The sequence below is a fragment of the Rhodococcus sp. NPDC003348 genome (assembly GCF_053589375.1).
This window is the reverse complement of the sequence record NZ_JBSFRT010000008.1, coordinates 15,687-37,562: the sequence shown is the minus strand read 5'-3', so window position 1 is coordinate 37,562 and position 21,876 is coordinate 15,687. Positions and strand designations below refer to the sequence as shown.

General features: G+C 69.8%; 19 protein-coding genes. 13 read left to right on the top strand and 6 right to left on the bottom strand.

Annotated features, from left to right (window positions below; all coding sequences use genetic code 11):
• Window position 1: 1 nt before the first annotated feature.
• Window positions 2-1,435, top strand: a complete 1,434-nt coding sequence (locus tag ACWDU4_RS07530) for an Ig-like domain-containing protein (RefSeq protein WP_450113251.1) — start codon at window positions 2-4, stop codon at window positions 1,433-1,435.
• A 65-nt stretch (window positions 1,436-1,500) separates the two neighbouring features.
• On the opposite strand, the gene ACWDU4_RS07525 is transcribed toward ACWDU4_RS07530, so the two are convergent.
• Window positions 1,501-3,270, bottom strand: a complete 1,770-nt coding sequence (locus ACWDU4_RS07525; protein WP_450113250.1) for an AMP-dependent synthetase/ligase — start codon at window positions 3,268-3,270, stop codon at window positions 1,501-1,503.
• Between the two features lie 134 nt (window positions 3,271-3,404).
• On the opposite strand from ACWDU4_RS07525, the gene ACWDU4_RS07520 reads away from it, so the two are divergent.
• The 3 genes from ACWDU4_RS07520 (at window position 3,405) to ACWDU4_RS07510 (ending at window position 6,128) form a co-directional block, all read left to right on the top strand.
• Window positions 3,405-3,560 (top strand): hypothetical protein, encoded by a 156-nt coding sequence (locus ACWDU4_RS07520; RefSeq protein ID WP_450113249.1) that lies wholly within the window; start codon window positions 3,405-3,407, stop codon window positions 3,558-3,560.
• Window positions 3,561-3,665: 105 nt separating this feature from the next.
• Window positions 3,666-4,502: an SDR family oxidoreductase gene (locus ACWDU4_RS07515; protein WP_450113248.1), complete on the top strand. Its 837-nt coding sequence runs from the start codon at window positions 3,666-3,668 to the stop codon at window positions 4,500-4,502.
• A 228-nt stretch (window positions 4,503-4,730) separates the two neighbouring features.
• The gene (locus ACWDU4_RS07510; RefSeq protein ID WP_450113247.1) at window positions 4,731-6,128 is read left to right on the top strand and encodes an Ig-like domain-containing protein; all 1,398 of its coding nucleotides are present in this window, start codon (window positions 4,731-4,733) and stop codon (window positions 6,126-6,128) included.
• A gap of 62 nt (window positions 6,129-6,190) precedes the next feature.
• Here the strand turns inward: ACWDU4_RS07510 and ACWDU4_RS07505 are convergent, their stop codons facing one another.
• Window positions 6,191-6,886, bottom strand: a complete 696-nt coding sequence (locus tag ACWDU4_RS07505) for an ABC transporter ATP-binding protein (protein WP_450113246.1) — start codon at window positions 6,884-6,886, stop codon at window positions 6,191-6,193.
• Window positions 6,887-6,910: 24 nt separating this feature from the next.
• Window positions 6,911-7,978: an ABC transporter permease gene (locus ACWDU4_RS07500; protein ID WP_450113245.1), complete on the bottom strand. Its 1,068-nt coding sequence runs from the start codon at window positions 7,976-7,978 to the stop codon at window positions 6,911-6,913.
• A gap of 128 nt (window positions 7,979-8,106) precedes the next feature.
• Here ACWDU4_RS07500 and ACWDU4_RS07495 point away from each other — a divergent pair, with 128 nt between their 5' ends.
• The 3 genes from ACWDU4_RS07495 to ACWDU4_RS07485 all read left to right on the top strand — a co-directional run bounded on the left by ACWDU4_RS07495 (window position 8,107) and on the right by ACWDU4_RS07485 (window position 11,353).
• Window positions 8,107-9,333, top strand: a complete 1,227-nt coding sequence (locus tag ACWDU4_RS07495; RefSeq protein WP_450113244.1) for a sensor histidine kinase — start codon at window positions 8,107-8,109, stop codon at window positions 9,331-9,333.
• Between the two features lie 90 nt (window positions 9,334-9,423).
• Entirely contained in the window at window positions 9,424-10,047 is a 624-nt protein-coding gene (locus tag ACWDU4_RS07490) for a response regulator (protein ID WP_450113243.1), read from the top strand.
• Window positions 10,048-10,135: 88 nt separating this feature from the next.
• Window positions 10,136-11,353: an arginine deiminase gene (locus ACWDU4_RS07485; protein ID WP_450113242.1), complete on the top strand. Its 1,218-nt coding sequence runs from the start codon at window positions 10,136-10,138 to the stop codon at window positions 11,351-11,353.
• Window positions 11,354-11,408: 55 nt separating this feature from the next.
• Here ACWDU4_RS07485 and arsC read toward each other — a convergent pair whose 3' ends face one another.
• A complete protein-coding gene (gene arsC / locus ACWDU4_RS07480; RefSeq protein WP_450113241.1) occupies window positions 11,409-11,783 on the bottom strand; it encodes an arsenate reductase (glutaredoxin) in 375 nt (124 codons plus the stop codon).
• 67 nt (window positions 11,784-11,850) lie between these two features.
• Here arsC and ACWDU4_RS07475 point away from each other — a divergent pair, with 67 nt between their 5' ends.
• The 4 genes from ACWDU4_RS07475 (at window position 11,851) to ACWDU4_RS07460 (ending at window position 13,625) form a co-directional block, all read left to right on the top strand.
• Window positions 11,851-12,288 carry a nuclear transport factor 2 family protein gene (locus ACWDU4_RS07475; protein WP_450113240.1) on the top strand — a complete coding sequence of 146 codons (438 nt, stop codon included), beginning with the start codon at window positions 11,851-11,853 and terminating at the stop codon, window positions 12,286-12,288.
• A gap of 45 nt (window positions 12,289-12,333) precedes the next feature.
• A complete protein-coding gene (locus ACWDU4_RS07470; RefSeq protein WP_450113239.1) occupies window positions 12,334-12,693 on the top strand; it encodes a GntR family transcriptional regulator in 360 nt (119 codons plus the stop codon).
• A gap of 44 nt (window positions 12,694-12,737) precedes the next feature.
• Complete coding sequence (locus tag ACWDU4_RS07465) at window positions 12,738-13,127, top strand: DUF2784 domain-containing protein (protein ID WP_450113382.1); 390 nt, start codon at window positions 12,738-12,740, stop codon at window positions 13,125-13,127.
• A 69-nt stretch (window positions 13,128-13,196) separates the two neighbouring features.
• Window positions 13,197-13,625: a DoxX family protein gene (locus ACWDU4_RS07460; RefSeq protein WP_450113238.1), complete on the top strand. Its 429-nt coding sequence runs from the start codon at window positions 13,197-13,199 to the stop codon at window positions 13,623-13,625.
• A 61-nt stretch (window positions 13,626-13,686) separates the two neighbouring features.
• Here the strand turns inward: ACWDU4_RS07460 and ACWDU4_RS07455 are convergent, their stop codons facing one another.
• The gene (locus tag ACWDU4_RS07455) at window positions 13,687-15,246 is read right to left on the bottom strand and encodes a dolichyl-phosphate-mannose--protein mannosyltransferase (protein WP_450113237.1); all 1,560 of its coding nucleotides are present in this window, start codon (window positions 15,244-15,246) and stop codon (window positions 13,687-13,689) included.
• Window positions 15,247-15,269: 23 nt separating this feature from the next.
• Between ACWDU4_RS07455 and rsmI the strand changes: the two genes are divergently transcribed.
• Together rsmI and ACWDU4_RS07445 are read left to right on the top strand one after the other, a co-directional pair.
• Window positions 15,270-16,100 carry a 16S rRNA (cytidine(1402)-2'-O)-methyltransferase gene (gene rsmI / locus ACWDU4_RS07450; RefSeq protein WP_450113236.1) on the top strand — a complete coding sequence of 277 codons (831 nt, stop codon included), beginning with the start codon at window positions 15,270-15,272 and terminating at the stop codon, window positions 16,098-16,100.
• A 419-nt stretch (window positions 16,101-16,519) separates the two neighbouring features.
• Window positions 16,520-20,569, top strand: coding sequence for an nSTAND1 domain-containing NTPase (locus ACWDU4_RS07445; protein ID WP_450113235.1), 4,050 nt, complete (start codon window positions 16,520-16,522; stop codon window positions 20,567-20,569).
• On the opposite strand, the gene ACWDU4_RS07440 is transcribed toward ACWDU4_RS07445, so the two are convergent.
• The gene (locus tag ACWDU4_RS07440; RefSeq protein WP_450113234.1) at window positions 20,566-21,852 is read right to left on the bottom strand and encodes an aminodeoxychorismate synthase component I; all 1,287 of its coding nucleotides are present in this window, start codon (window positions 21,850-21,852) and stop codon (window positions 20,566-20,568) included. The genes ACWDU4_RS07445 and ACWDU4_RS07440 overlap by 4 nt on opposite strands.
• Window positions 21,853-21,876: the final 24 nt, after the last annotated feature.

The following is a 21,876-nucleotide window of genomic DNA, read 5'->3' as shown; positions in this document are numbered from 1 at the left end:
CATGTCCGACAAGAACATTCGCCGCGTCGTCGGTGGGGTCAGCGCGTTTGCGGTGGCTGCCGGCTTCGCCGTGACGGCCGGTGCCGGCGCCGCGGGTGCGGCGCCCGCGACTGTCGACTGGTGGGATGGCAGCAGTCATTTCACGCGGACGATCAGTGATGCGAATCCGGCTGAGGGCGACGTGATCACGTCGTCGACGAAGTTCGAGCGCAAGGCGTTGACCGTGCTCGAGATCCTCTATCAGGTGAAGGACGTGCACCCGACGTGCCTGACCTATGTCGAGGGTTCGGCGAAGGTCGATGGTTCGCCGCGTGCGCTGGACAGTCAGGCCGCGGACTTCGCGAAGGTTGCCGGTAGCTGGACGGTGTACCCGAACATCGATCCGAAGTCGCACACGTTCGAGTTCTCGTACAAGGTCGGGCCGGACTGCGCGCGCGGCGTGCCGTTGATGACGACGATGCACTATGCGGGCAGCCTTGGTGAGGGTGTCTACCAGGACAAGGGGCCGGCGATCACGGTCCGTAAGAATGTTTCCACGACCACGTTGGCGGCGGTGTCGGGGGCGCAGGTCGGTCAGGCGGTGAGCCTGTCGGCGTCGGTGACCGGTGGGGCGAACGGTGACACCGTCGAGTTCTACGACGGCGGTACCAAGGTTGGTACCGGCACGTTGAACAACGGTGTCGCGACCTACAACTGGACCCCGGGCAACCGGGGCTCGCACTCCCTCGTCGCGAAGTTCCCGGCCACCGCGAAGGCGGACGCGTCGGAGTCGGCCGCGCAGAGCGTGCAGGTCTCCGACTCCGACGTCGCGTCGTCGACGGCTCTGGCCGCGGTCACCGGCGCACAGGTGGGCAGCCCGAGTGTGCTGAAGGCGACGGTCACCCCGGCCGCCGCGGGTGGCACCGTGGTGTTCAAGGACGGCGGTGCCACCCTCGCCGAGGTCCCGGTCGCCGCGAACGGCGAGGCCGCCTACACCTGGGTGCCGTCGACCGCGGGCAGCCACGCGATCAGTGCGACCTTCTCGGGCCGAACCGGCGTGACCGGGTCGGCCGCGAACACGACCGTCGACGTCGCGCAGGCGCCGGCGGGCAACGTCTCGTCCAGCACCGCCCTCGCGGTCGGTGCGAACCCGCAGGTCGGCGTGGCGAATATGCTCTCCGCGCAGGTCACCCCGGGCAATGCGGGCGGCACCGTCACCTTCAAGGACGGCGACACCGTGATCGGGACCGCGCAGGTCGACGCAAATGGCGCCGCCAGCCTGTCGTGGACCCCGGCGACCGCCGGCCAGCGCGTGATCAAGGCCGAATACTCGGGGGCGGGCAACGTGAACGCCTCCGCCGACTCGGAGTCCGTGCAGGTCGCGGCCGGCAACGGTGGTGGCGACGGCGGTGACGGCGGCTCCGGCAGCCTGGGCTCGCTGTTCGGTTCCAGCTAGTCCGCTGAAAACTCGGATCCCCGTCACCGTCCGCGGAGGCGGGGATCCGTGCTGTCCGGGGAGGGTCAGTGCGCCGTGTACAGGTCCTCGATCTGCCGGGCGTACTTCGCGTCGATCGGCTTGCGCCGCAACTTCATCGTGGGAGTCAACTCATCGCCCCCCGGCTCCCAGACGTCGGGCAGCAGGGCCCATTTCTTGACCTGTTCGACGTGCGACAGATGGGTGTTGGCGGCCTCGACGGCGCGCGCGATCTCGGCGCGCACCTCCGGGTCCTCGGCGAGCGCGCTCGGCGAGTCGTCGGTGCCCCCGGTGCGGATCGCGAACGCCGCCGCCATCTCGGGGTCGAGGGTGAGCAGCGCGGTCACATACGGCCGTTCGTTGCCGATGGCGACTGCTCCGGCGATCAGAGGGCTCGCCGCGTGCAGTGCGTCCTCGATCGCCGCGGGTGACACGTTCTTCCCTCCGGTCGTGACGAGCAGCTCCTTCTTGCGGTCGACGATCGTGACGTAACCGTCGGCGTCGATGGTCGCGATGTCGCCGGTGTGCAGCCAGCCGTCGGCATCGAGGGCCTCGGCGGTCTTCTCCGGTTCGCCGCGGTACCCGCGCATCACGGTCGGCCCGGAGACCAGGAGCTCGCCGTCGTCGGCCAGTTTCAGGGTCACGCCCGTCACCGCCTCGCCCACGGTCCCGATCCTGATCGAGCCGGGCCGGTTCGCGGCCCCCATCGCCGTGGTTTCCGACATCCCCCACAGCTCGTAGCACGGAATGCCGAGTCCGAGAATGAATGTCAGGACATCGGGCGAGATCGGCGCGGCCCCGGAGACGGCGAATCGCGCCTCGTCCATGCCGAGCCTTCGCCGGATCGGGGCGAGTACCAGCCGATCTGCGGCCGCGTGCTGCAGCTCCAATCGGTGGGGGATCGGGGTGCCTGCGGACCGCATGCGAGCGGTGCGCCTGCCGACGTCCAACGCCCACGTTGCCAGTCGCCGCCTGGCCGAGCTGGGCTCGGCGTCGAGCGCGGCCTCGACGCCGGCCTTGACCTTGTACCAGACCTGCGGGACCCCGAAGAAGATCGTGGGGCGCACCTTCGGCAGCGTCGTCACGATCTGTTTCGGATCGGCAAGGGTGGTCACCTCCTCCGCGAAGAAGATCGGGAGGTAGTGGGCCGCTCCGCGATTGCCGATGTGGGCGTCGGGCAGGTAGGACAGCACCCGGTCGTCCGAGGTCACATAGGCCACATCGGCGATCGCGTCGCGGAGCGCGACGGCGTTCGCGTGGGTGAGCTCCACGCCCTTCGGTGGCCCGGTGGTGCCGGAGGTGTAGATGATGGTGATCAGGTCGTCGGGGCGGACCGCGCGCCAGCTGGCCTCGAAGTCGAAGTCCGGGTCGGGGTTCGCCTCGAGCTCCGAGAGTCCGACAGTGCCGTCGGGGGCGTCGTCGACGCAGACGATGTGCTCGACCGCGGTTCCCGGCACGGCCTCGCGGAGCACCGGCAGGAACTGTCTTTCGCACACCATGACCCGGTTGCCCGCGTTGGTGAGCACGTAGGTCAGCTGCTCGGCGGCGAGGGTGTTGTAGACCGAGAAGGGGGTGCCGCCCGCGTGCAGAGTGGCGGTGTCGACCAGGTGGAACTCGGGTCGGTTGGTCATCATCAGGCCAACCGTGTCGCCGTGGCGGACACCCAGCTTCGCGAGGCCGGCGGCGATGGCGCGGACTCTCTCGGAGTACTGGTGCCAGGTGATCGCCACCTCGTCGTCGGGCGTGCGCAGTGCCACCTTGTCGGGGTGGCGGGCGGCCGTGTCCTGGAACGCCGCGCAGAGGGTGTCGAGGCTCATGGTGGATCCTCCTTAGATCGCGCGCCGGCGAACCCGGACAGACTTGTGACCCACGTCACCTCTCAGGATAACGCTGCGCGGTCTGCTGTTCCGGGTTGTTGGCCGGTGCTGGGAAACGGGGCACACTGGGTGACATGGATCACAGGATGTCGGACGACGAACTGCGCAGGGCGATCCGGATGTTGCGGGATCGCGCCGACTACGCCCGCGGTCACGACGACCCGGCCACGGCCGAGGAACTCGAACGGACGATCCGCGGCTACCAGGAGGAGATGGCGACCCGGTCTTGAGAGCGCTGCGGCGAGCGGCGGCCTCGGCCGCTCATATCGTGCTGCTCGTAGCGCCGTCCACGTAGAATCCGCCCCACTCGGATCGTCCGGACGGCAGGGGGCAGCGTGAAGGATCTCGGCGGCAAGAAGTGCCTCATCACCGGGGCGGGCAGCGGCATCGGTCGTGCGACGGCGCTGGCCTGTGCAGCCGAAGGCGCCCATCTGTTCCTCACCGACATCAATGAGTCCGGATTGTCCGAGACGGTTGCGCTGGTCACCGACCGAGGCGGCGTGGTGGCCGACTCGCGTGCGCTCGACGTGTCCGACTACGAGGCCGTCACCGAGTGGGCGAAGCAGGTCGACGCCGAGCACGGTGCCCTGGATGTCGTGATGAATGTTGCGGGCATCTCCGCCTGGGGCACCGTGGAGAATCTCGAACACCGGCACTGGAAGTCGATGGTCGACGTGAACCTGATGGGGCCGATCCACGTCATCGAGAACTTCGTCCCCCCGATGGTCCGAGCCGGTCGCGGCGGTCACCTCGTCAACGTCTCCTCGGCGGCGGGGCTGCTTGCGCTGCCGTGGCACGCCGCCTACAGCGCCAGCAAGTTCGGTCTGCGCGGGGTGTCGGAGGTGCTGCGTTTCGACCTGAAGCGGCACGGGATCGGGGTGTCCCTGGTCGTCCCCGGAGCGGTGCAGACACCGTTGGTCGGGACCGTCGAGATCGCGGGTGTGGACCGGGACGACCCGCGGGTGCGCAAGGCGGTGCACCGGTTCGAGAAGCGGGCGGCGTCGCCGGAGAAGGTCGCCCGGTGCATCGTGCGGGGGATCGAGAAGAACCGTTTCCTGGTGTACACGTCGGCGGACGTCCGCTTCGGCTACTGGTGGGCACGCAAGTTCGCCCCGCCGTACGAGTTCGTCATGCAGTTCGCCAACGACCAGTTCGGCAAATTCCTGCGTTAGCCTGCGGCAATCTTGAGCAGACCGAAAAGTCTGCTTGGTCGCGATCGGTCTGGATGGACGTCCGACCAACTTCGTCGAAACCGCCGTCGCCGGTGATCGAACCGTGATCTACTGCTCCCCGATTTCGGAGCATTTCGTCCATTCACGCGGTGGACGTCGGGCTCCGTTTGCCACAGTCGGGGGCTCATCTGGGTCGCCCACCGGTTCGGAAGGAATGACATGTCGGGGATGTCTGGACGCCGTGCGATCGCGACAGCGAGCGCGCTGGCCGTGGCCGCCGGATTCGCGGTGACGATGGGAGCGGGAGCGGCGGGAGCCGACCCCGCCACCGTGACGTGGTCGGATGGCGCGCTGAGCTTCAGTCGCACCGTGAGCAACGCGACGCCGGGTGAGGGCGAGGTGGTCACCGCGACCACGACGATCACCGGCGCCGGGAACACCGTCAGCTGGGTCGAGGACGTCCGGCCGACCTGCCTGAACTACAAGAACGACTCGGCCAAGGTGAACGGACTTCCGGTGGCGGTGTCGAGCCTCGGCGCCGGCACCGTCAGGGTCTCCGGCTCGTGGGACGCCACCACCGCGCAGACCTTCGAGTTCCAGTACACCGTCGGCGAGAACTGCACCCGCGAGGTCGCCCAGAACACCGGCGTCGCCTACGGCGGCACCACGGCATCCGGCGAATACCGCAACCAGGGCCCGGCATACACGGTCACGAAGAACGTCACCACCACCGAACTGAAGCCGGTCGGCGCACTGAAGGGCGGCGTGAAGTCGACGCTGACCGCGAACGTTCTCGGCGGCCGCAACGGCGACCTGGTCAAGTTCTACAAGGGCACCGACGAGGTCGGGACCGGCACGCTCAACGGCGGCGTCGCAACCTTCGACTGGACGCCGTCCAACACCGACGCGGGCACTTTCGACATCACCGCGAAGTTCCTGGCCACCGGCTACGCGCTCGAGTCGGTCTCGCCGGCGCAGTCCATCGCCATCGAGGCGGGCGACCAGAGCACCCAGACCACGTTGATCATCCCGACCACGTCGCTGATCAACACCGATGTGGCACTCCAGGCGCAGGTCTCGCCCTTCCCGGGCGCGGGCACGGTCACGTTCAAGAACGGCATGACGGTGCTCGGCACCGCCGACGTCGGTGCCGACGGCACTGCCGGCATCGTGCAGAACTTCAACGTCACCGGTGCCAAGTCCATCGTCGCGGTGTTCTCCGGCGCCCCCGGATTCACCGGTTCGACCTCGGCGGCGCAGACCATCACCGTCACCGCCCCCGGCGCCACCGATGTCGCGACCACTCTCACCCTGAACATCCCGGCGCAGGCGCAGAAGGGCCACTACCTCTTCCTGCGCTCGAGCGTCACGCCGAAGCCCACCGCGGGGACCGTGCAGTACTTCAGCGGTACCGAGCCGCTCGGCAACCCGGCGAACCTGTCCGACGGGCAAGCGCAGCAGAGCTACATGTTCAGCCAGAGCGGGACGTACGACATCCGAGCCGTCTACAGCGGTGCCCCCGGCTACCTCAGTTCCGAGAGCACGACGACGATCACCGTCACCGATGAGCCGGTGCCCGGCACCGGCGGCGGCAGCCTGGACCTGAACAGTCTCTTCGCTTCGTAGCGCATCATCGACCGCACACTCCCGCCCCGCCCCGGAACCTCCGAGGCGGGGCGGGAGTGCGTTCAGGCGGCTGCGGTCGTGGGACGGGTGCCGAGTGTCAGCGCCCCGCTGTGCATCTCGTACACATCGTCGACCAGGTCCAGCTGTCCGAGGTCGTGGGTGACCATCACGACCGCGACGCCCCGCTCGCGGGCAAGGGACGCCAGCAGTCCGACGATCTCCCGGCTCCTGGCCTCGTCCAACGCGGAGGTCGGCTCGTCGACGAGCAGTACGGACGGGTCGTTCATCAGACTGCGGGCGATCGCCACTCGCTGCCGCTGGCCGCCCGAGAGCTGGTGCGGCCGCTTGTCGAGGTGCCCGCCGAGCCCGAGGGTGGTCAGCAGGTCCCGGGCATGGTCCCGCTCACGCCGGACCCGGCCTCCGCTCAGGTGGGTCATCATCAGCAGCTGCTCCGTCGCGGACAGCGAAGCGAGCAGATTGGACTGCTGGAACACGAACCCGAGTCGTTCGCGGCGCACCGTCGTGCGTTCGGACCGGCCGAGCCCGGTGACGTCGACGCCGTCGATGCTGACGGTGCCCGAGTCGGGGGTGATCAACAGCCCGGCAACTGCGAGCAGGCTCGACTTGCCGGACCCCGACGGGCCGGTCACTGCGACCAGTTGTCCGCGGTCGACCGCGAAGGAGACGTCGTCGAGGGCGCGCAGTCTGGTCTCCCCGTCGGGGTAGGTCAGGACGGTGTTGCTGAGCGAGATGCTCATCGAGGGTTCCTTCCTTCGAGGGTGTCAGCGGGCCGCGCCGAGCGCGGTGAGGGGGTCGACCGAGACGATGCGGACCAGGGCGGCGGTGGCGCCGAGGGTGCCCAGAGCGATCAGGGCGAGGAATGGCAGCAGGGTACCGGTGACCGTCAGCGTGAACGGGACTGCCTGGGCGGCAAGGGTTCCCAATCCGACGGCGGCGGCGGTACCGAGGCCGGCGCCGAGGACCAGCACCACCAGGCCCTGCCCCAGCGCGTCGCGCAGGAGGTAACCGGTCGAGGCGCCGACGGCCTTGAGAACCGCGATGTCCTGAGCGCGCTGGATGGTCCAGATCGTGAAGAAGGCACCGACAACGAGGGCGCTGACGGCCAGCAGCATGGTCTGCATCAACAGCAGCGACCCGTGCTCCGAGCTGTAGCCGCCGATCGCGTCGAACGCACCGTCCACGTCGGTGATCACGGTTCCGGTGGCCGCTGCGGTGGCCGCGGCGTCGAACCCGCCGGAGGTCCGCAGCGCGAGGACGGTGCCCTCGCTGCCACCGGCGGTCGGCAGCGCCAGCCAGTCGTCGCGGTCGAACCAGGCCACGGGCTGGTGGCTGTAGTAGGAGTCGTCGACCAGTGCCGTGACGGTGAAGGGGCGCCCGCCCGCCTCGACGCGCTGCCCGACCGACCAGCCGTTGTCGTCGGCGAACGCCCGGTCGACCGCGATCGTGCCCGCGGTGAGCGGAACGGGCGCGGCGAACGAGGACCCGTCGACGCCGAACGCGCTGGCGCTGACGTCGCGGCCGTCGACCGTCATGCGGGTCGGGGCGATGCCGACGATCGCGGCGTCGTCGACGCCGGGACGTGCGGCTGCGGCGTCGCGCTCGGCCGCGGTCACCCGGGAATCGGAGAACGACAGTGGCTGCCCCTCGGCGGGCTCCCCGAACGCGAAGTGGTCCGCGCCCATGTTCTGCACCGCGGCGATGGACTGGTTGCCCAGGCCCGCGGTCAGTCCCGACAGCATCACCACCATCAGCGAGATGAGGAACAGAACCGCGCTCATCAAGGCGAAGCGGCCCTTGGCGAACCTGAGGTCACGAATACTGAGGAACATGGCTTCCAGCGTCGTCGCCGAGGGCGGGTGCCGGCATCGCGCAACGGTTGAGTTTCGTGCTCAATCGAAAGTTGGAATCCGGCGGCTCCGGCCGCCCAGCGGCCCGGGGCGGTGTTAGCGTGGACGAAATGCAACTCCCTGTGCCTCGTGATCGGGGCTCGGCCTCGGTGCTCCACGAGCGCGGCCCGGCATCGGTGCTGCGCGTCATGGCGCTCGGCGCGCACGCACTGTTCGTGCTGCTGCTGGCCGTCGGGGTCGCGCGCGCTGTCGTCGACGACCCGAATCCCGTTCCGGCAGTTGCCCTCGCCGTCCTGGTGCTCCTTTGGTATGTGACGGGTGTCTGGTTCGCCCGCAGGTCCGCGGCCACCGGCCGGGGCGGGTACGGGGCAGTGTGGCTCGCGATCCTCGTTGCAGGATGGCTGGGGCTGGCCGTGCTGAACCCGGACTTCGCGTGGGTGGCGTTCCCGCTGTTCTTCCTGTGCTTTCACCTGTTGTCGACGGTCGCGGCACTGACGGCGACGGTGGTGATCACCGCGATGGCGATCGCGACGATCCTGTGGCACGGCACCGCCAACACGGTCGCATCGATCCTGGGGCCGATCTTCGGTGCCGGCGCGGCCGCAGGCATGGCGCTCGTGTACAAGCAGTTGGTCCGCGATGCCCAGCAGCGACACCGGCTGTACGACGAACTCACCCGCTCGCACAACGAATTGCTCAGCGCCCAGGACGAACTCGCATCCGTTCAGCGTGAGGCCGGCGCGGTCGCCGAGCGGGCGCGACTCGCCCGCGACATCCACGACACTCTCGCACAGGGGTTTTCGTCGATAGTCCTGCTCGCCCGCGCGGGTCAGCGTGGGCCGGACCCGGTCGCGGCACTCGAGCAGATCGCGGGCACCGCGCAGGACAACCTGGTCGAGGCGCGACGGGTGGTCGGGGCACTGACGCCGTCCGCGTTGGAGGACGCCTCGCTCGCGTCCGCGCTCGGTCGTCTGGTCGGACAACTGCGTGAGCACACCGGCATCGACGGTGAGTTCGTCGTCGACGGCGAACCGACGGTGCTGCCGATGGAGTACGACGTCGCACTGCTGCGCGTCGCACAGAGCGCGCTGTCGAACGTGCGACTGCATGCGCGGGCGCGGCACGTGCGGTTGACGCTGACGTACACCCCCGACGAGGTGCGTCTCGACGTCGTCGACGACGGCGTCGGGTTCGACCCGGCCGCCGGGCCCGCTCCCGGCACGTTCGGCCTGCAGGCGATGCGGGACCGTCTCGACTCACTCGGTGGGTCGTTGGTGGTCGAGTCCGCCATCGGTGACGGGACGGCCTTGGCCGCAACGCTTCCGGTGCCGTCATGATGCCCGCGGTGGGTCGCGTCATGACGCCCGCGGTGGGTCGCGTCATGACACCGCGGTGGGCCGCGTCATGACACCGCGGTGGGCCGCGTCATGACACTGACGGTCGTGTTGGTGGACGATCATCCCGTCGTCCGGGCCGGACTGCGTGCACTGCTGGCCTCCCAGGACGGACTCGAGGTGGTCGGTGAGGCGGCCTCCGGCGAGGAAGCGCTGGCGGTGGTCCGGGCCCGGCGGCCCGACGTGGTGCTCATGGACCTGCGTCTCGGGGAAGGCGCAGACGGCGCGCAGGTCACCGAGGCGCTCCTCGCGGACCCCGACCCGCCCCGGGTGGTCGTGCTCACCACCTACGACACCGACGCCGACATCCTCCGCGCGGTGGAGGCGGGGGCGTCGGGGTACCTGCTCAAGGACAGCGACCCGCAGGTGCTGGTCGACGCGGTGCGCGCGGCGGCGCGAGGTGAGACGGTCCTCAACCCGGCTGTCGCACAACGTCTCTACCGCCGGATCAGCTCTCCCCGAGTGGAGTTGAGTGCGCGCGAGACGGAGATCGTCGGACTCGTCGCCCGGGGTCTGTCCAACCGCGCCATCGCCAAAGAACTGTTCGTCACCGAGGCGACCGTGAAATCACACCTCGTGCACGTGTTCTCGAAGCTGGGCGTGGACAGCCGCACCGCTGCGGTGGCGGTGGCACGCGAACGCGGCCTGATCGGCTGAGGGTCAACGCGGGCCCGCCGCGGTCGTGTTTCGCGGCTCGCCGCGGTGGTGATTCGCGGCCCGCCAGGGTGGGGACTACCGTCTAACCATGAGCGAGCACGAGTCTCCGAGGGTCGATTCCGAGGTGGGACGGCTGCGTACCGTGCTGCTGCACAGGCCCGGCGACGAGCTCAAGCGGCTGACTCCGCGCAACAACGACCAACTGCTCTTCGACGGGCTGCCATGGGTCGATCGCGCCCAGGACGAACACGATGCGTTCGCCGACCTGCTGCGCTCGCGCGGGGTGGAGGTGCTGCTGCTCTCGCAGGTGCTGACCGAGGCGCTCACGGTCAGCGGCGCGGCCCGCATCCAGGGCATCGCGGCCGCTGTCGATCCGCGTCGGCTCGGACACACCCTCGCCCAGGAGCTTTCGGCCTACCTGCGCACCGTCGACCCGGCCGCGCTCGCGACCGTCCTGACCGCCGGGATGACATTCGACGAGTTGCCCATCGGGCCGGGCGGCCCCTCGCTGGTGCGCCGGATGCACCACGGTGGGGACTTCGTCATCGAACCGCTGCCCAACCTGCTGTTCACCCGCGACTCGTCGTTCTGGATCGGGGACCGGGTGGCGATCACCTCGCTGGCGCTGCCCGCGCGGGTGCGCGAGGCGTCGCTGACCGACCTGATCTACGCCCACCATCCCCGGTTCCGCGGGGTGCGCCGTGCGTACGAGTCGCACACCGCGCCGGTGGAGGGCGGCGACGTGCTGCTGCTCGCGCCCGGGGTGATCGCCGTCGGGGTGGGGGAGCGGACCACCCCCGCCGGTGCGGAGGCGTTGGCGCGCAGCGTCTTCGAAGACGGTCTCGCACACACCGTGCTCGTCGTGCCGATCGAGCAGCGGCGCGCGTCGATGCACCTGGACACCGTGTGCACGATGGTCGATGTCGACGCCGTGGTGATGTACCCGGCCGCCGCGCACACCCTGTCCGCGTTCACGCTGCGCCACGAGGATGGCGGTGTGTCGATCCGCGGTGCCGAGCCGTTCATCGACGCGGCGGCCGCGGCGATGGGAATCGACAAGCTCCGCGTCATCGACACCGGCCTCGACCACGTCACCGCCGAACGCGAGCAGTGGGACGACGGGAACAACACCCTTGCGCTCGCACCGGGCGTCGTGGTCGCGTACGAACGCAACGTCGAGACCAACGCCCGGCTCGAGGCGTCCGGCATCGAGGTCCTGCGTATTGCCGGTTCCGAACTCGGTTCCGGTCGCGGTGGACCCCGCTGCATGTCCTGCCCGATCCTCCGGGACCCGGGCGCGTCCTAGCGCAGGTCACCCAATCCCCATTCCGGCTCATCCGAGAGGGATCAGGAGACACGCCCTAGAGGATCGTGGTGACCTTCTCGACGGGGCGGGCGAGGACCGTCCCGCGGTCGGTGACGACGAGGGGGCGTTCGATCAGGATCGGGTTCTCCACCATCGCGTCGAGCAGTTCGTCCTCACTCGCGTCGGCGAGCCCGAGTTCCTTGAAGACTGCCTCCTTCTTGCGGATGGCCTCGCTCGGGTGCAGGCCGGCGTCGTCGAGGAGCTTGCGCAGGCCGTCCCGCGACGGCGGGGTCTCGAGGTACTTGACGACGGTCGGGACGATGCCCGCCTCCTCGATCAGTGCCAGCACCTTGCGGGAGGTGCTGCAGCGCTGGTTGTGGTAGATCGTCGCCCTGCTTGCCGGAGAACTGGTTGCGGAAGTCGTTGCCATGAACCACATTGTGCCCGCTCGGCCGGAACGCCGGACGGAGGCGGCCTCGGTGCGGTTTCATGGCCCGATGGATACCGCGTACCTGCATTTCTGGATCGAGGCCCATGATCTGTTGACCCGGTACGCCCGTGCCGTCGACAGCCGGGACTGGGATCTCTACCGCACCGTGTTCGCCGCGGACGCACACATCGACTACAGCACGTCCGGTGGGCCGACGGGGGACCGCGAGACGGTCATCACCCAGCTGGAGCCGATGCTCGCGCTCTTCACCCGCACCCAGCACTACGTCACGAACGTCGACATCCGACGTTTCGACGCCGTCACCGGGACCGCGGAGGTCAGTGCGATGTTCTACAACCCGATGATCGTGACGCCCGGAAAGCAGTTCTTCTGCGGGGGCTGGTACCACCACGAGTTGGTCCGAACCCCGAACGGCTGGCGGAGTGTCCGGCTCGTAGAGGACGGGGCCTGGTTCGACCGGGCCGAGGACGCGTTCGCGCAGTGAGTTTCTTTGCGCACGTGCAGGCTCTCGGCGGGTTAGCCTCGCGACATGCGCATCGACATCGATCCGACTGCGGCGACGGCCCCGTTCGAACAGCTCAGGCTGCAGATTCTCGAACAGGTGCGTGACGGCCGGCTTATCGCAGGCACGAAGTTGCCGACCGTGCGGGCCCTGGCCGAGCAGTTGGGGCTGGCCGCCAACACGGTCGCCAAGGCGTACCGGGAACTCGAGTCGATGGGGGCGATCGAGACGAGGGGCAGGCTCGGGTCGTTCGTCGCGTCGATGGGCGACGCGTCGACCGGACTGGCCGAACGCGCGGCGACCGAGTACGTCGCGACGGTGCGCGGTCTCGGACTGTCCGACGACGTGGTTCGGGCACTGGTCGAAGCCGCGATTCGCGGGGCCTGAGGGGCCTACTCTCGAACCGTGGGGGTGTGCCCGCGGAGGTGGTGATGTTCTACCGCGCGATCGAGGTGCTCAGCGTCGTCGTGCACTTTGCATTCATCGGGTACCTGGTGTTCGGTGGCTTCCTGGCCTGGCGGTGGCCGCGGACGATCGTGCTGCACGTCGTCGCGGTCGTGTGGGGAGCGGGCTCGGTGCTGGTCGGCTACGAGTGTCCGCTGACGGCGGTCGAGAACTGGGCGCGGATCGCCGACGGCCGACCGCCGCTGCCCTCGTCGGGTTTCATCGCGCACTACATCACCGGTGTGCTCTATCCGGCCGACGCGGTGAACCTGGTGCGGCTCCTGGTCGTCGCGGTGGTGGCGCTCTCGTGGGCCGGATACCCGCGCCACGTCCGACGTCGGAACGCGCGCTCGGCGATAGTTGACGCTTCAACTTAGTCGTGCCACAGTTGGTGCGTTCCGTTCCCACCGTGGGAACCCGCGCCGTACCTCGCAAAGGACCACGACATGAAATCCAGCGCACTCCGCGACCTCGCCCTTCTCGTTGCCCGACTCGGGATCGGTGTGATCTTCGTCGCGCACGGCTGGCAGAAGTTCTTCACCTACGGCATCAGCGGTGTCCAGGCGTCGTTCGAGCAGATGGGTGCTCCCCTGCACAACCTGTCCGCGGTCCTCGCGGCGACGATCGAGCTGGTGGGCGGCTTCGCACTCATTGCGGGCATCGCCACACCGATCGTCGGCGTCCTGCTGTTTCTCGACATGCTCGGCGCGTTCTTCATCACGCATGCCGGCAACGGCATCTTCGTCTCCGAAGGAGGCTACGAGCTGGTCCTCGCCCTCGGCGTCTCCTCGCTGCTGATCGCGGCGATCGGTGCCGGTCGGTTCAGCGTCGACGCCCTGATCGGCGGCGCACGGCAGGCGAAGGTGAAGGTCTAGCACGCACTCACCCGCGCGGGCGGTTCCGGCCCCGGCCGAACCCGCCCGCGCGTGACCGGGATCAGCGCCAGCTCGGCAGCCAGAGCTGCTGCTGCCACATCTCCGGGGTGATCGGCACGGCCGTCAGGATCGGCCACAGCCACACGAAGTTCGCCACCACCAGGCCCAGATACAGCGCGACGGCGAGCAGGCCGGTGCCGCGACGTTCGGCTGCGGCCCGGGCCGCGCCGATCACCTCGCCGCACACCAGCGCCAGGCCCATCACCAGGAACGGCGCCAGCGCGACCGCGTAGAAGTAGTACATCTGACGATCCATCGTCACGAACCACGGCAGCCAGCCGGCGGCGTAGCCGACGAGAACAGCCGCATACCGCCAGTCCCGTCCGGCCACGGTGCGCCACAGCGCCCACCCCAGCATCGGCAGCGCCAGCCACCACATCGCAGGCGTGCCGATCAGCATCACCGCCTTGACGCAGCTCGCAGCGCCGCAACCGGACACGTGATCGCCCTCGGCGAAGTAGTAGAGCATCGGTCGCAGCCCCATGGGCCACGTCCACGGCTTCGACTCCCACGGATGGTGATTGCCCGCGGAGTTCGTCAGGTTCCCGTGAAACTCGAGCACGTTGGCGCTGTAGTACCAGAGCGAGCGCAGCGCGCCCGGCACGAACGAGAAGGATCCGCCGAACCCGATCTGGTCGCCGACCGCGTGCCGATTCACTCCGGTCTCCGATGCGAACCATGCCCAGTACGACGCCAGATACACCCCGATCGGCACCAGCACCAGCGCGTACAGCGACGGTCCGATGTCACGGAGGGCGGTGCCGACCCAGGGGCGCCGCACCCCGTGGTACCGCCGGGCGGCGACGTCGAAGGCCACGCACATCAGACCGAAGAACGCGATGAAGTACACGCCCGACCACTTGGTCCCGCAGGCCAGGCCGAGCAGGATGCCCGCACCGAACCGCCACCACCGCACACCGAGCCGCGGCCCGTACACCGAGTCCGCGATCCGGCCCTCGGCGAACACGGTCGCCATCCGGGCCCGCACCTGATCGCGGTCGACGATCAGGCAGCCGAACGCGGCCACCACGAACAGCGCCATGAAGATGTCGAGCATCCCGATCCGGGAGGAGACGAAGGTCACGCCGTCGGCGATCAGCAGGATTCCCGCGATAGCGCCGACCAGGGTGGACCGGGTCATCCGGCGGACGATCCGGATCACCAGCAGCACCATCACCGTGCCCGCGACCGCGGCCGCGAACCGCCAGCCCCACCCGTTGTATCCGAAGATCGCCTCACCGAGCGCGATCATCTGCTTGCCGACCGGCGGATGAACCACCAGGCCGTAGCCGGGGTTGTCCTCGAGCCCGCCTCCGGTCAGCACCTGCCAGCCCTGCGGCGCGTAGTGCTTCTCGTCGAACACGGGGGTGCCCGCATCGGTCGGGTAGCCGAGCATCGTGAACCGGGTGACGGCGGCGACGAAGGTAAGGAACAGGGTGACCACCCAGCCGCGCAGCCGGTCGGTCGGGCCGGGGTCCGACAGCGGTGCGGCGGGACCGGGGCTCACCAGGACGCGGCGGTCGACGCGGGGCGTCGCGCGCTCGTCGGTCAACTGGGTCACCGCACGATCGTAGGCTGTCGGGCATGAACGGTTGCCTGGTCCTCGCTGCGACACCGATGGGAGAGGTGCGCGACGCCTCGGAGCGATTGCGGGAGGCCCTCGCGACCGCCGACGTCGTTGCCGCGGAGGACACCCGGCGCACCCGGCACCTGGCGTCGGCGCTCGGGGTCACCATCACCGGGAAGGTGGTCAGCTTCTACGACCAGGTCGAGACCACGCGGCTGCCCGCCCTCGTCGAGGACGTCGCCGAGGGGCGCACGGTCCTGCTGGTCACGGACGCCGGCATGCCGTCGGTGAGCGACCCCGGGTATCGGCTGGTCGCCGCCTGCGTCGCGCGGGACCTGCCGGTCACCTGCCTGCCCGGACCCTCCGCGGTGACGACGGCGTTGGCGCTGTCGGGGCTGCCGGTCGAGAGATTCTGCTTCGACGGCTTCCCGCCGCGGAAGCAGGGGCCGCGACGGGCCTGGCTGGAGACGTTGAAGGCCGAGGCGCGGGCGTGCGTCTTCTTCGAGGCTCCGCACCGTCTCGCGGACTGCCTCGCCGACGCGGTCGACGTACTGGGCGGCGAGCGCCGCGCCGCGGTGTGCCGGGAGCTGACGAAGACCTACGAGGAGGTCCGGCGGGGAACCCTGGCCGAACTCGCACAGTGGGCGCGCGACGGCGCCCGCGGCGAGATCACCGTGGTTCTGGAGGGCGCGACTCCGGTGGCGGCGCGGCCCGAGGACCTCGTCGGTGAGGTGGAGCGGCTCGTCTCCGACGGGGCACGGCTCAAGGACGCGTGCGCGACGGTGGCAACCGCCGGCGTGTCCAAGCGCGAGGTGTACGAAGCGGTCCTGGCCGCGCGTAAGGAATGACGCCGCGGCCGCGGACAGTGGCGCCGCGGGCCGGGGCCCGGCGGTCAGTTCGGCATGCCTGCCAGAACGACGATCAAGGCGACCGAGGCCGCGATGACAAGCGCGGCGGCCAGGGTCGGCGGAATCATGGCGACGATCTTGACGGCGATTCGGCTCATGGTCGGCTCCTCGGGTTCCCGGTCGCATTCGCCTGAACGAATGTGCGCGCCCGGCGGGAACTACCCCTCGAAAATCGTCAGTCCCCGCCGGCGCCGCGTGTGGCGCAGGACCCCACCTGCACCGCCGACAACTGTGCCGGTCCATCCGGACCCGACCAATCGGTGTGAAGCCGGAACCCGGTATTCTCCCTGTTCACAACGCGTGAGGAACTATTCCGCAGCGGATTTTCCGCACGTGGGAACGAGGAGTGGACGGACCGGATGGCGGATGAACCCAGCGCCAGGCTGCACTTTGCCGACCATTTGCGGCTGCTGTTCGCGACCGCCGGTGGGCCGCCCCTGAAGACCGTCGTATCGGAGGCGAGTGCCCTCGGCCGAGCCATCGGCGCGGACAAACTGGTGTCGATCCAGCGGCTGAGTGACTGGCGGTCCGGCAAGCGGGTGCCGGCGAGTTTCGACGCACTCCGGCCGGTCCTCGTCGTCCTCATTCGCACCGCACAGTCCCTGCACGGCAACCAGCCACCCTCGCCCGGTCTGTACTCGCTCAAGCAATGGCACGCGTGGTGGCAGGCCGCCCGCGACGGCGGCACCGCGACGCGGGCCAGAACCGAGTCGGAGCGGGCGGAGGCGTCCCCGCCGCTGGCAGGCGTGCGGCCGTACCGCGGACTCGAGCCGTACCGTGCGGAGGACGCCCGCCTGTTCTTCGGCCGGACCGCGAGCCTGCAGCGGTTGATCGACGTCGTGACCGCAGCGCGGGGACGGGGCATGACGATCGTCACCGGTGCGTCCGGGGTCGGGAAGTCCTCCATCGTCCAGGCCGGTCTCGTACCGGAACTCCTCCGCGGCGGATCGCTCCGGTCCGACACGGGAACCTCGACCGGGGCCGCGATCGTCCTCACCCCGGGACCGTCCCCCCTCGCAGCACTCGCCGCGGCCGTTCCCGAACTCGGGGAGCTGTCCGCCGATGCGGATCGAACGGCCGTCCGGCAGGCTGTGCGGGCCGCCGCGAACCGGCTCGGTACCTCGCAACTGGTGATCATCGTCGACCAGATCGAGGAACTGTTCACCCAGTGCGACGACGCCCGCGCGCGACACCGCTTCCTGACGATCCTCGACCAGGCCGCCACCACTCTCGACGCCGACGAGACCTCCGACGCGGCGCCGATGGTGATCGCGACGATGCGGTCGGATTTCTATGCGCAGGCGATCGCCCATCCAGTCCTCGCCGATGCTCTCGAACGGCGCAGCCGTGCGGTGACACCGCTGTCCCGCGCCGACATGGTCGAGGTCATCACCCGGCCGGCGCAGCTGATCGGTCTGAAGCTGGAGTCGGGTCTGGTCGACCTGATCCTGCACGACCTCGGTGTACTGACCTCCGACGACGGCGGCAGCACCGTGCTGCCGCTCCTCTCGCATCTCCTCGACTCGATGTGGGAACGCCGTCGCGGGGGCCAGCTGACGGTGTCCGCTTACCGCGCGACCGGCGGCGTCCGCGGGTCCGTCGCCGCGACCGCGGAGCGCACTTGGGAGGACCTCGACGAACGGGGACGGGTGCTGGCCCGCGCGATCATGGTGCATCTGGTGTACGTGACGCAGACGGGAACCGACGTCAAGATCCGCCGCACTCTGCCGCAGTTGCTGGCGTTCGCCGGGGACGATGCGGACGCGGCCCGCAAGGTGGTCGACCAGTTCATCGCGGCGCGTGTGCTGGTCGCGGACGCCGACAGCGTCGAGCTGATCCACGATGCGGTGATCGAGGCGTGGCCGCGGCTGAAGACCTGGATCCAGGAGGACGGGTCGTATTCGGCGGTCCGGCAGCAGATCGAGGAGGATGCGGTCCGCTGGGAGGAGTCGAACCGCGACAGCAGCCTGCTGTACCAGCGCGGACGCCTCGACGTCGTGCGCGAGTACGACGCGCCGCGGATCGCCGCCCAGGGGTATCCGGGTGCCACGCGTGACCCGGGCCGGGTGGCGGCGACGCTGACCCCGTCGGCGACCGAGTTCCTGTCGACCTCGACGAGGCACGTGCGTCGCAACACGTGGGTCGCGCGAACTGTGATGGCCGCGCTGGTGTTGTCCACCGTCGTCGCGTTGGTTGCGGTGTCGATGGCGGTGTCGGCGAAGAACCGCGCCGAATCGGAGCGCAGCGCCGCCCAGTTCCGCCAGGTCGTGGCGCTGGCCGATTCGCTGCGCGCCACCGACCCGACGACAGCGGCGCGATTGTCGCTGGCAGCGTGGCAGATGCGTCCCGGCAGCGACGCCGCCTACTCGCGGCTGATCGCGACCGAGGCGACGCCGATCGGGCAGACTCTCGACGGTCATGCCGGGCCGGTCTACGGGGTCGCGATCTCCGCCGACGGCGCGATGATGGCCTCGGCCAGTGACGACCGCACGGTCCGGTTGTGGGACCTGAAGGACCCCGCCGGACCCAGCCCTGTCGGGGCGCCGCTGACCGGGTCGGCGAAGTACATGGCCTCGGTGTCGTTCGCTCCGACCGGAAAGGTTCTGGCCGCCGGTACCGGAGATGGCACGGTGTTCCTGTGGGACGTGTCCGACCCGGCTGCGCCGCGCGTGCTGCTCGATGGTGTGCGGGCGGGAACGAAGTCCGTCCACAACATCCGCTTCAGCCCGGACGGCCGTACCCTCGCCGTGCCGAACGACGACGGCACCGTGAGCCTGTTCGACACCTCGGCCGCGTTGGCGTCACCGCCGGCGCCGGGTCCGTTTCCGGTGACGACGCTGCCGGCGCACCCGGCGGGGGTGCGGACCATCGCGTTCCGCGCGGACTCCGCCGTGATGGCGACCTCCAGCGACGACCGCAGCATCCGGTTGTGGGACATGGCGAACCGGGCGGCGCCGGTGCAACTGCCGCCGGTGCATGCCGACTTCGGGGACGTGGTGCACTCGGTGTCCTTTGCGCCGGACGGACGGACCCTCGCTGCCAGCAGTGACGACGGCGTGATCCGGCTCTTCGACACCACGGATGTCCGCGCGGTCCGGGAGATCGGCACGCCGGTCCAGGCGCACACCGGCGCCATCTGGACGATCGCTTTCGCGGAGGACGGCGCCACGCTGGTCAGCGCGTCCTGGGATGGCACTGTCAAGCGATGGTCGGTCGCCGCGGGCCGCGGCACAATGCGTGAGTTGAAGCCGGCGATGACCGGCAACGGTGGCGGGGTCCCGGCGTTGGCGTTGTCGCCGGACGGCGCGACCGTCGTCACCGGCGGTCAGGACTCGAACCTGCGGGTGTGGACGTTGCCGAGGTCCGCGCTGTCGGTGTCGGAGTCGGCGCTGACGTTGCCGTCGATCAGCCACGACGGATCGCTGATGGCCACCGGCGGCTATGACTCGGTGATCAGGCTGTGGGGTGTCGGCAGGGACGGGCGCGCCCGCATGGTGGGGTCGGTGCCCCTGCCCCGGCCGTTCGGCGGGGCGCACATGGTGGCCTTGTCGCCGGACGGAACACTGATGGCGACTGCCGCCACGACCGGTGGACAGGTGCAGATCTGGGATGTCCGCGACCCGGCGCGGCCGCAACCGTTGGGCGAGCCGATCGCGACGCAAACCCGATACACCTGGGAGCTGGCGTTCAGTCCGGACAACCGGACGCTGGCCACGGGCGACGACGACACCAGCGTGAGGTTGTGGAACCTCGCCGATCCGGCGAACCCGGTGCCGTGGGGGGAGCGTCTCGACGGTCCGAGCAACCTGGTGCGGACCGTCGTGTTCAGCCCCGACGGTGCGTCGCTGGTGGCCGTCGATGCCGACGGCGGCGTGTTCGCGTGGACGGTCACGGATCCGGCCCGGCCGGAGCAACGCGACGTCGAGGACGGCGGTGGCGGTGCCGGGATCAACGGGGTGTCGTTCAACCCGGAGGGCACGGTGATGGCGACCGGGACCGACGACCAGACGCTGGTGCTGTGGGACCGTGCCGCGGACGGGTCGATGACGGTGCGGGAGCCGGAACTGCGCGGGCACAGCGGCACCGTGTACTCGGTGTCGTTCGACTCGGACGGTCGCCATGTCGTGTCCGGCAGCGACGACGGCACGGTACGCCTGTGGGACGTGTCCGATCAGGCGCAGATGCGGGAGGTGGGCGGTCCGATCGCCACCGACGGGTCGGGACGCTGGCAGGTGGCGTTCCTGCCGGGCTCGGACACCGTGGTCGCCGCCGACGGTGACGGCGTGCTGCGGGCCTGGCGGCTGGACGTGGACTCGATCATCGAACGGATCTGCGTGGCGTCGTCCCCGCTGACCGGTCCGCAGGAGACCGACTTCGAACTGACCGGATCCGCGCGAGGGGAGTGTTAGGAGGACCGGCTCCTCGTGGGGAACCCGTTGTGCGCCGAGCGCAGCGTCACGATGCTCGACGCCTTGTCCAGACACTCCTGCCACTCCGCGTCGGGGTCCGAGTCGATGGTGATGCCGCCGCCGACGCCGAGCGCTGCCTGACCGTGCGGGTCGAATTCGACCGTCCGGATGGCCACGTTCAGTTCGGTGCCCGCCAGCGGGGAGGCGAACCCGACGGTGCCGCAGTACACCCCGCGCGGATACGGCTCCCACGCGGAGAGCAGTTGCCGGGCACGGTGTTTCGGGCACCCGGTCACCGAGGCGGGCGGGAAGCTGGCGTCGAACAGATCGGCGGCGGAGGTTTCGGGCGGTACGGTCGCCGCGACCGTGGACACCAGGTGCCACACGCCCGGTGCCGGGTGGACGCCAAGCAGGTCGGTGACGGTCACCGTGCCCGGGATCGCCAGGTGGCCCAGGTCGTTGCGGACCAGGTCGACGATCATCACGTTCTCGGCGACATCCTTCACCGAGGCGCGCAGCAGGTCCGGGTCGGCGCCGATCGGCAGCGTGCCCTTGATCGGGCTCGATGTCACGCGGTCGCCGTGGCGCGAGAGGTACAGCTCCGGCGACAGTGACGCCACCGCACCCCACCGTCCCTGCAGGAAGACGGCTCGAGCCGGGCGGGTCGCCTCCACCGCGTCGGCGAAGAAGTCGAGGGGGGCGCCGTCGATCCTTCCGGTGTATCGGGCGCACACGCATGCCTGGTACACCTCGCCGGCAGCGATCGCGTCGAGGCACTGCCGCACACCGGACTGATGCGCAGAGCGGTCGGGTGGCGTCCACTCGAGTCGCCAGGATCGCGGCGTCACCTCCGGCCGGGTGACCGCCGCGAACCAGTCTGGGGGACAGGGGGTCTCGGTGAGTGACTCGTACCACCAGCAGTCGTCCGAGTCGAGGCGCAGGATGCTGTCGGTCCAGCCGCCCGCGGATTCCGGCAGCCCCGGCATCCGGCCGCTGTCGGGGAGGTCGGGGTAGCCGCGGTAACCGATCCATCCACCGCCGAGCAGTGGCCCGGCGACTCCACCGTCGGTGGGGTGCCCGGGGGCCGGGAGCCCCGTCACGTCGAATGCCTCCCGGGGAGCCACCGGACGGGTGGCCACGCTGGGGGCGAGGATCGCCCTGGCCCCGAACCAGTCGCCGATCAGTGCGGCCGGAGCCGGGGTGCCACCGACGGCGGCGAGGTGCGCGAGTGCTCGCAACACCGCTGCCGGGGTGCCACCCGTGCCCAACCGTTCGATCCGCATTCGGAAAGGGTGTCACGAGCGCAC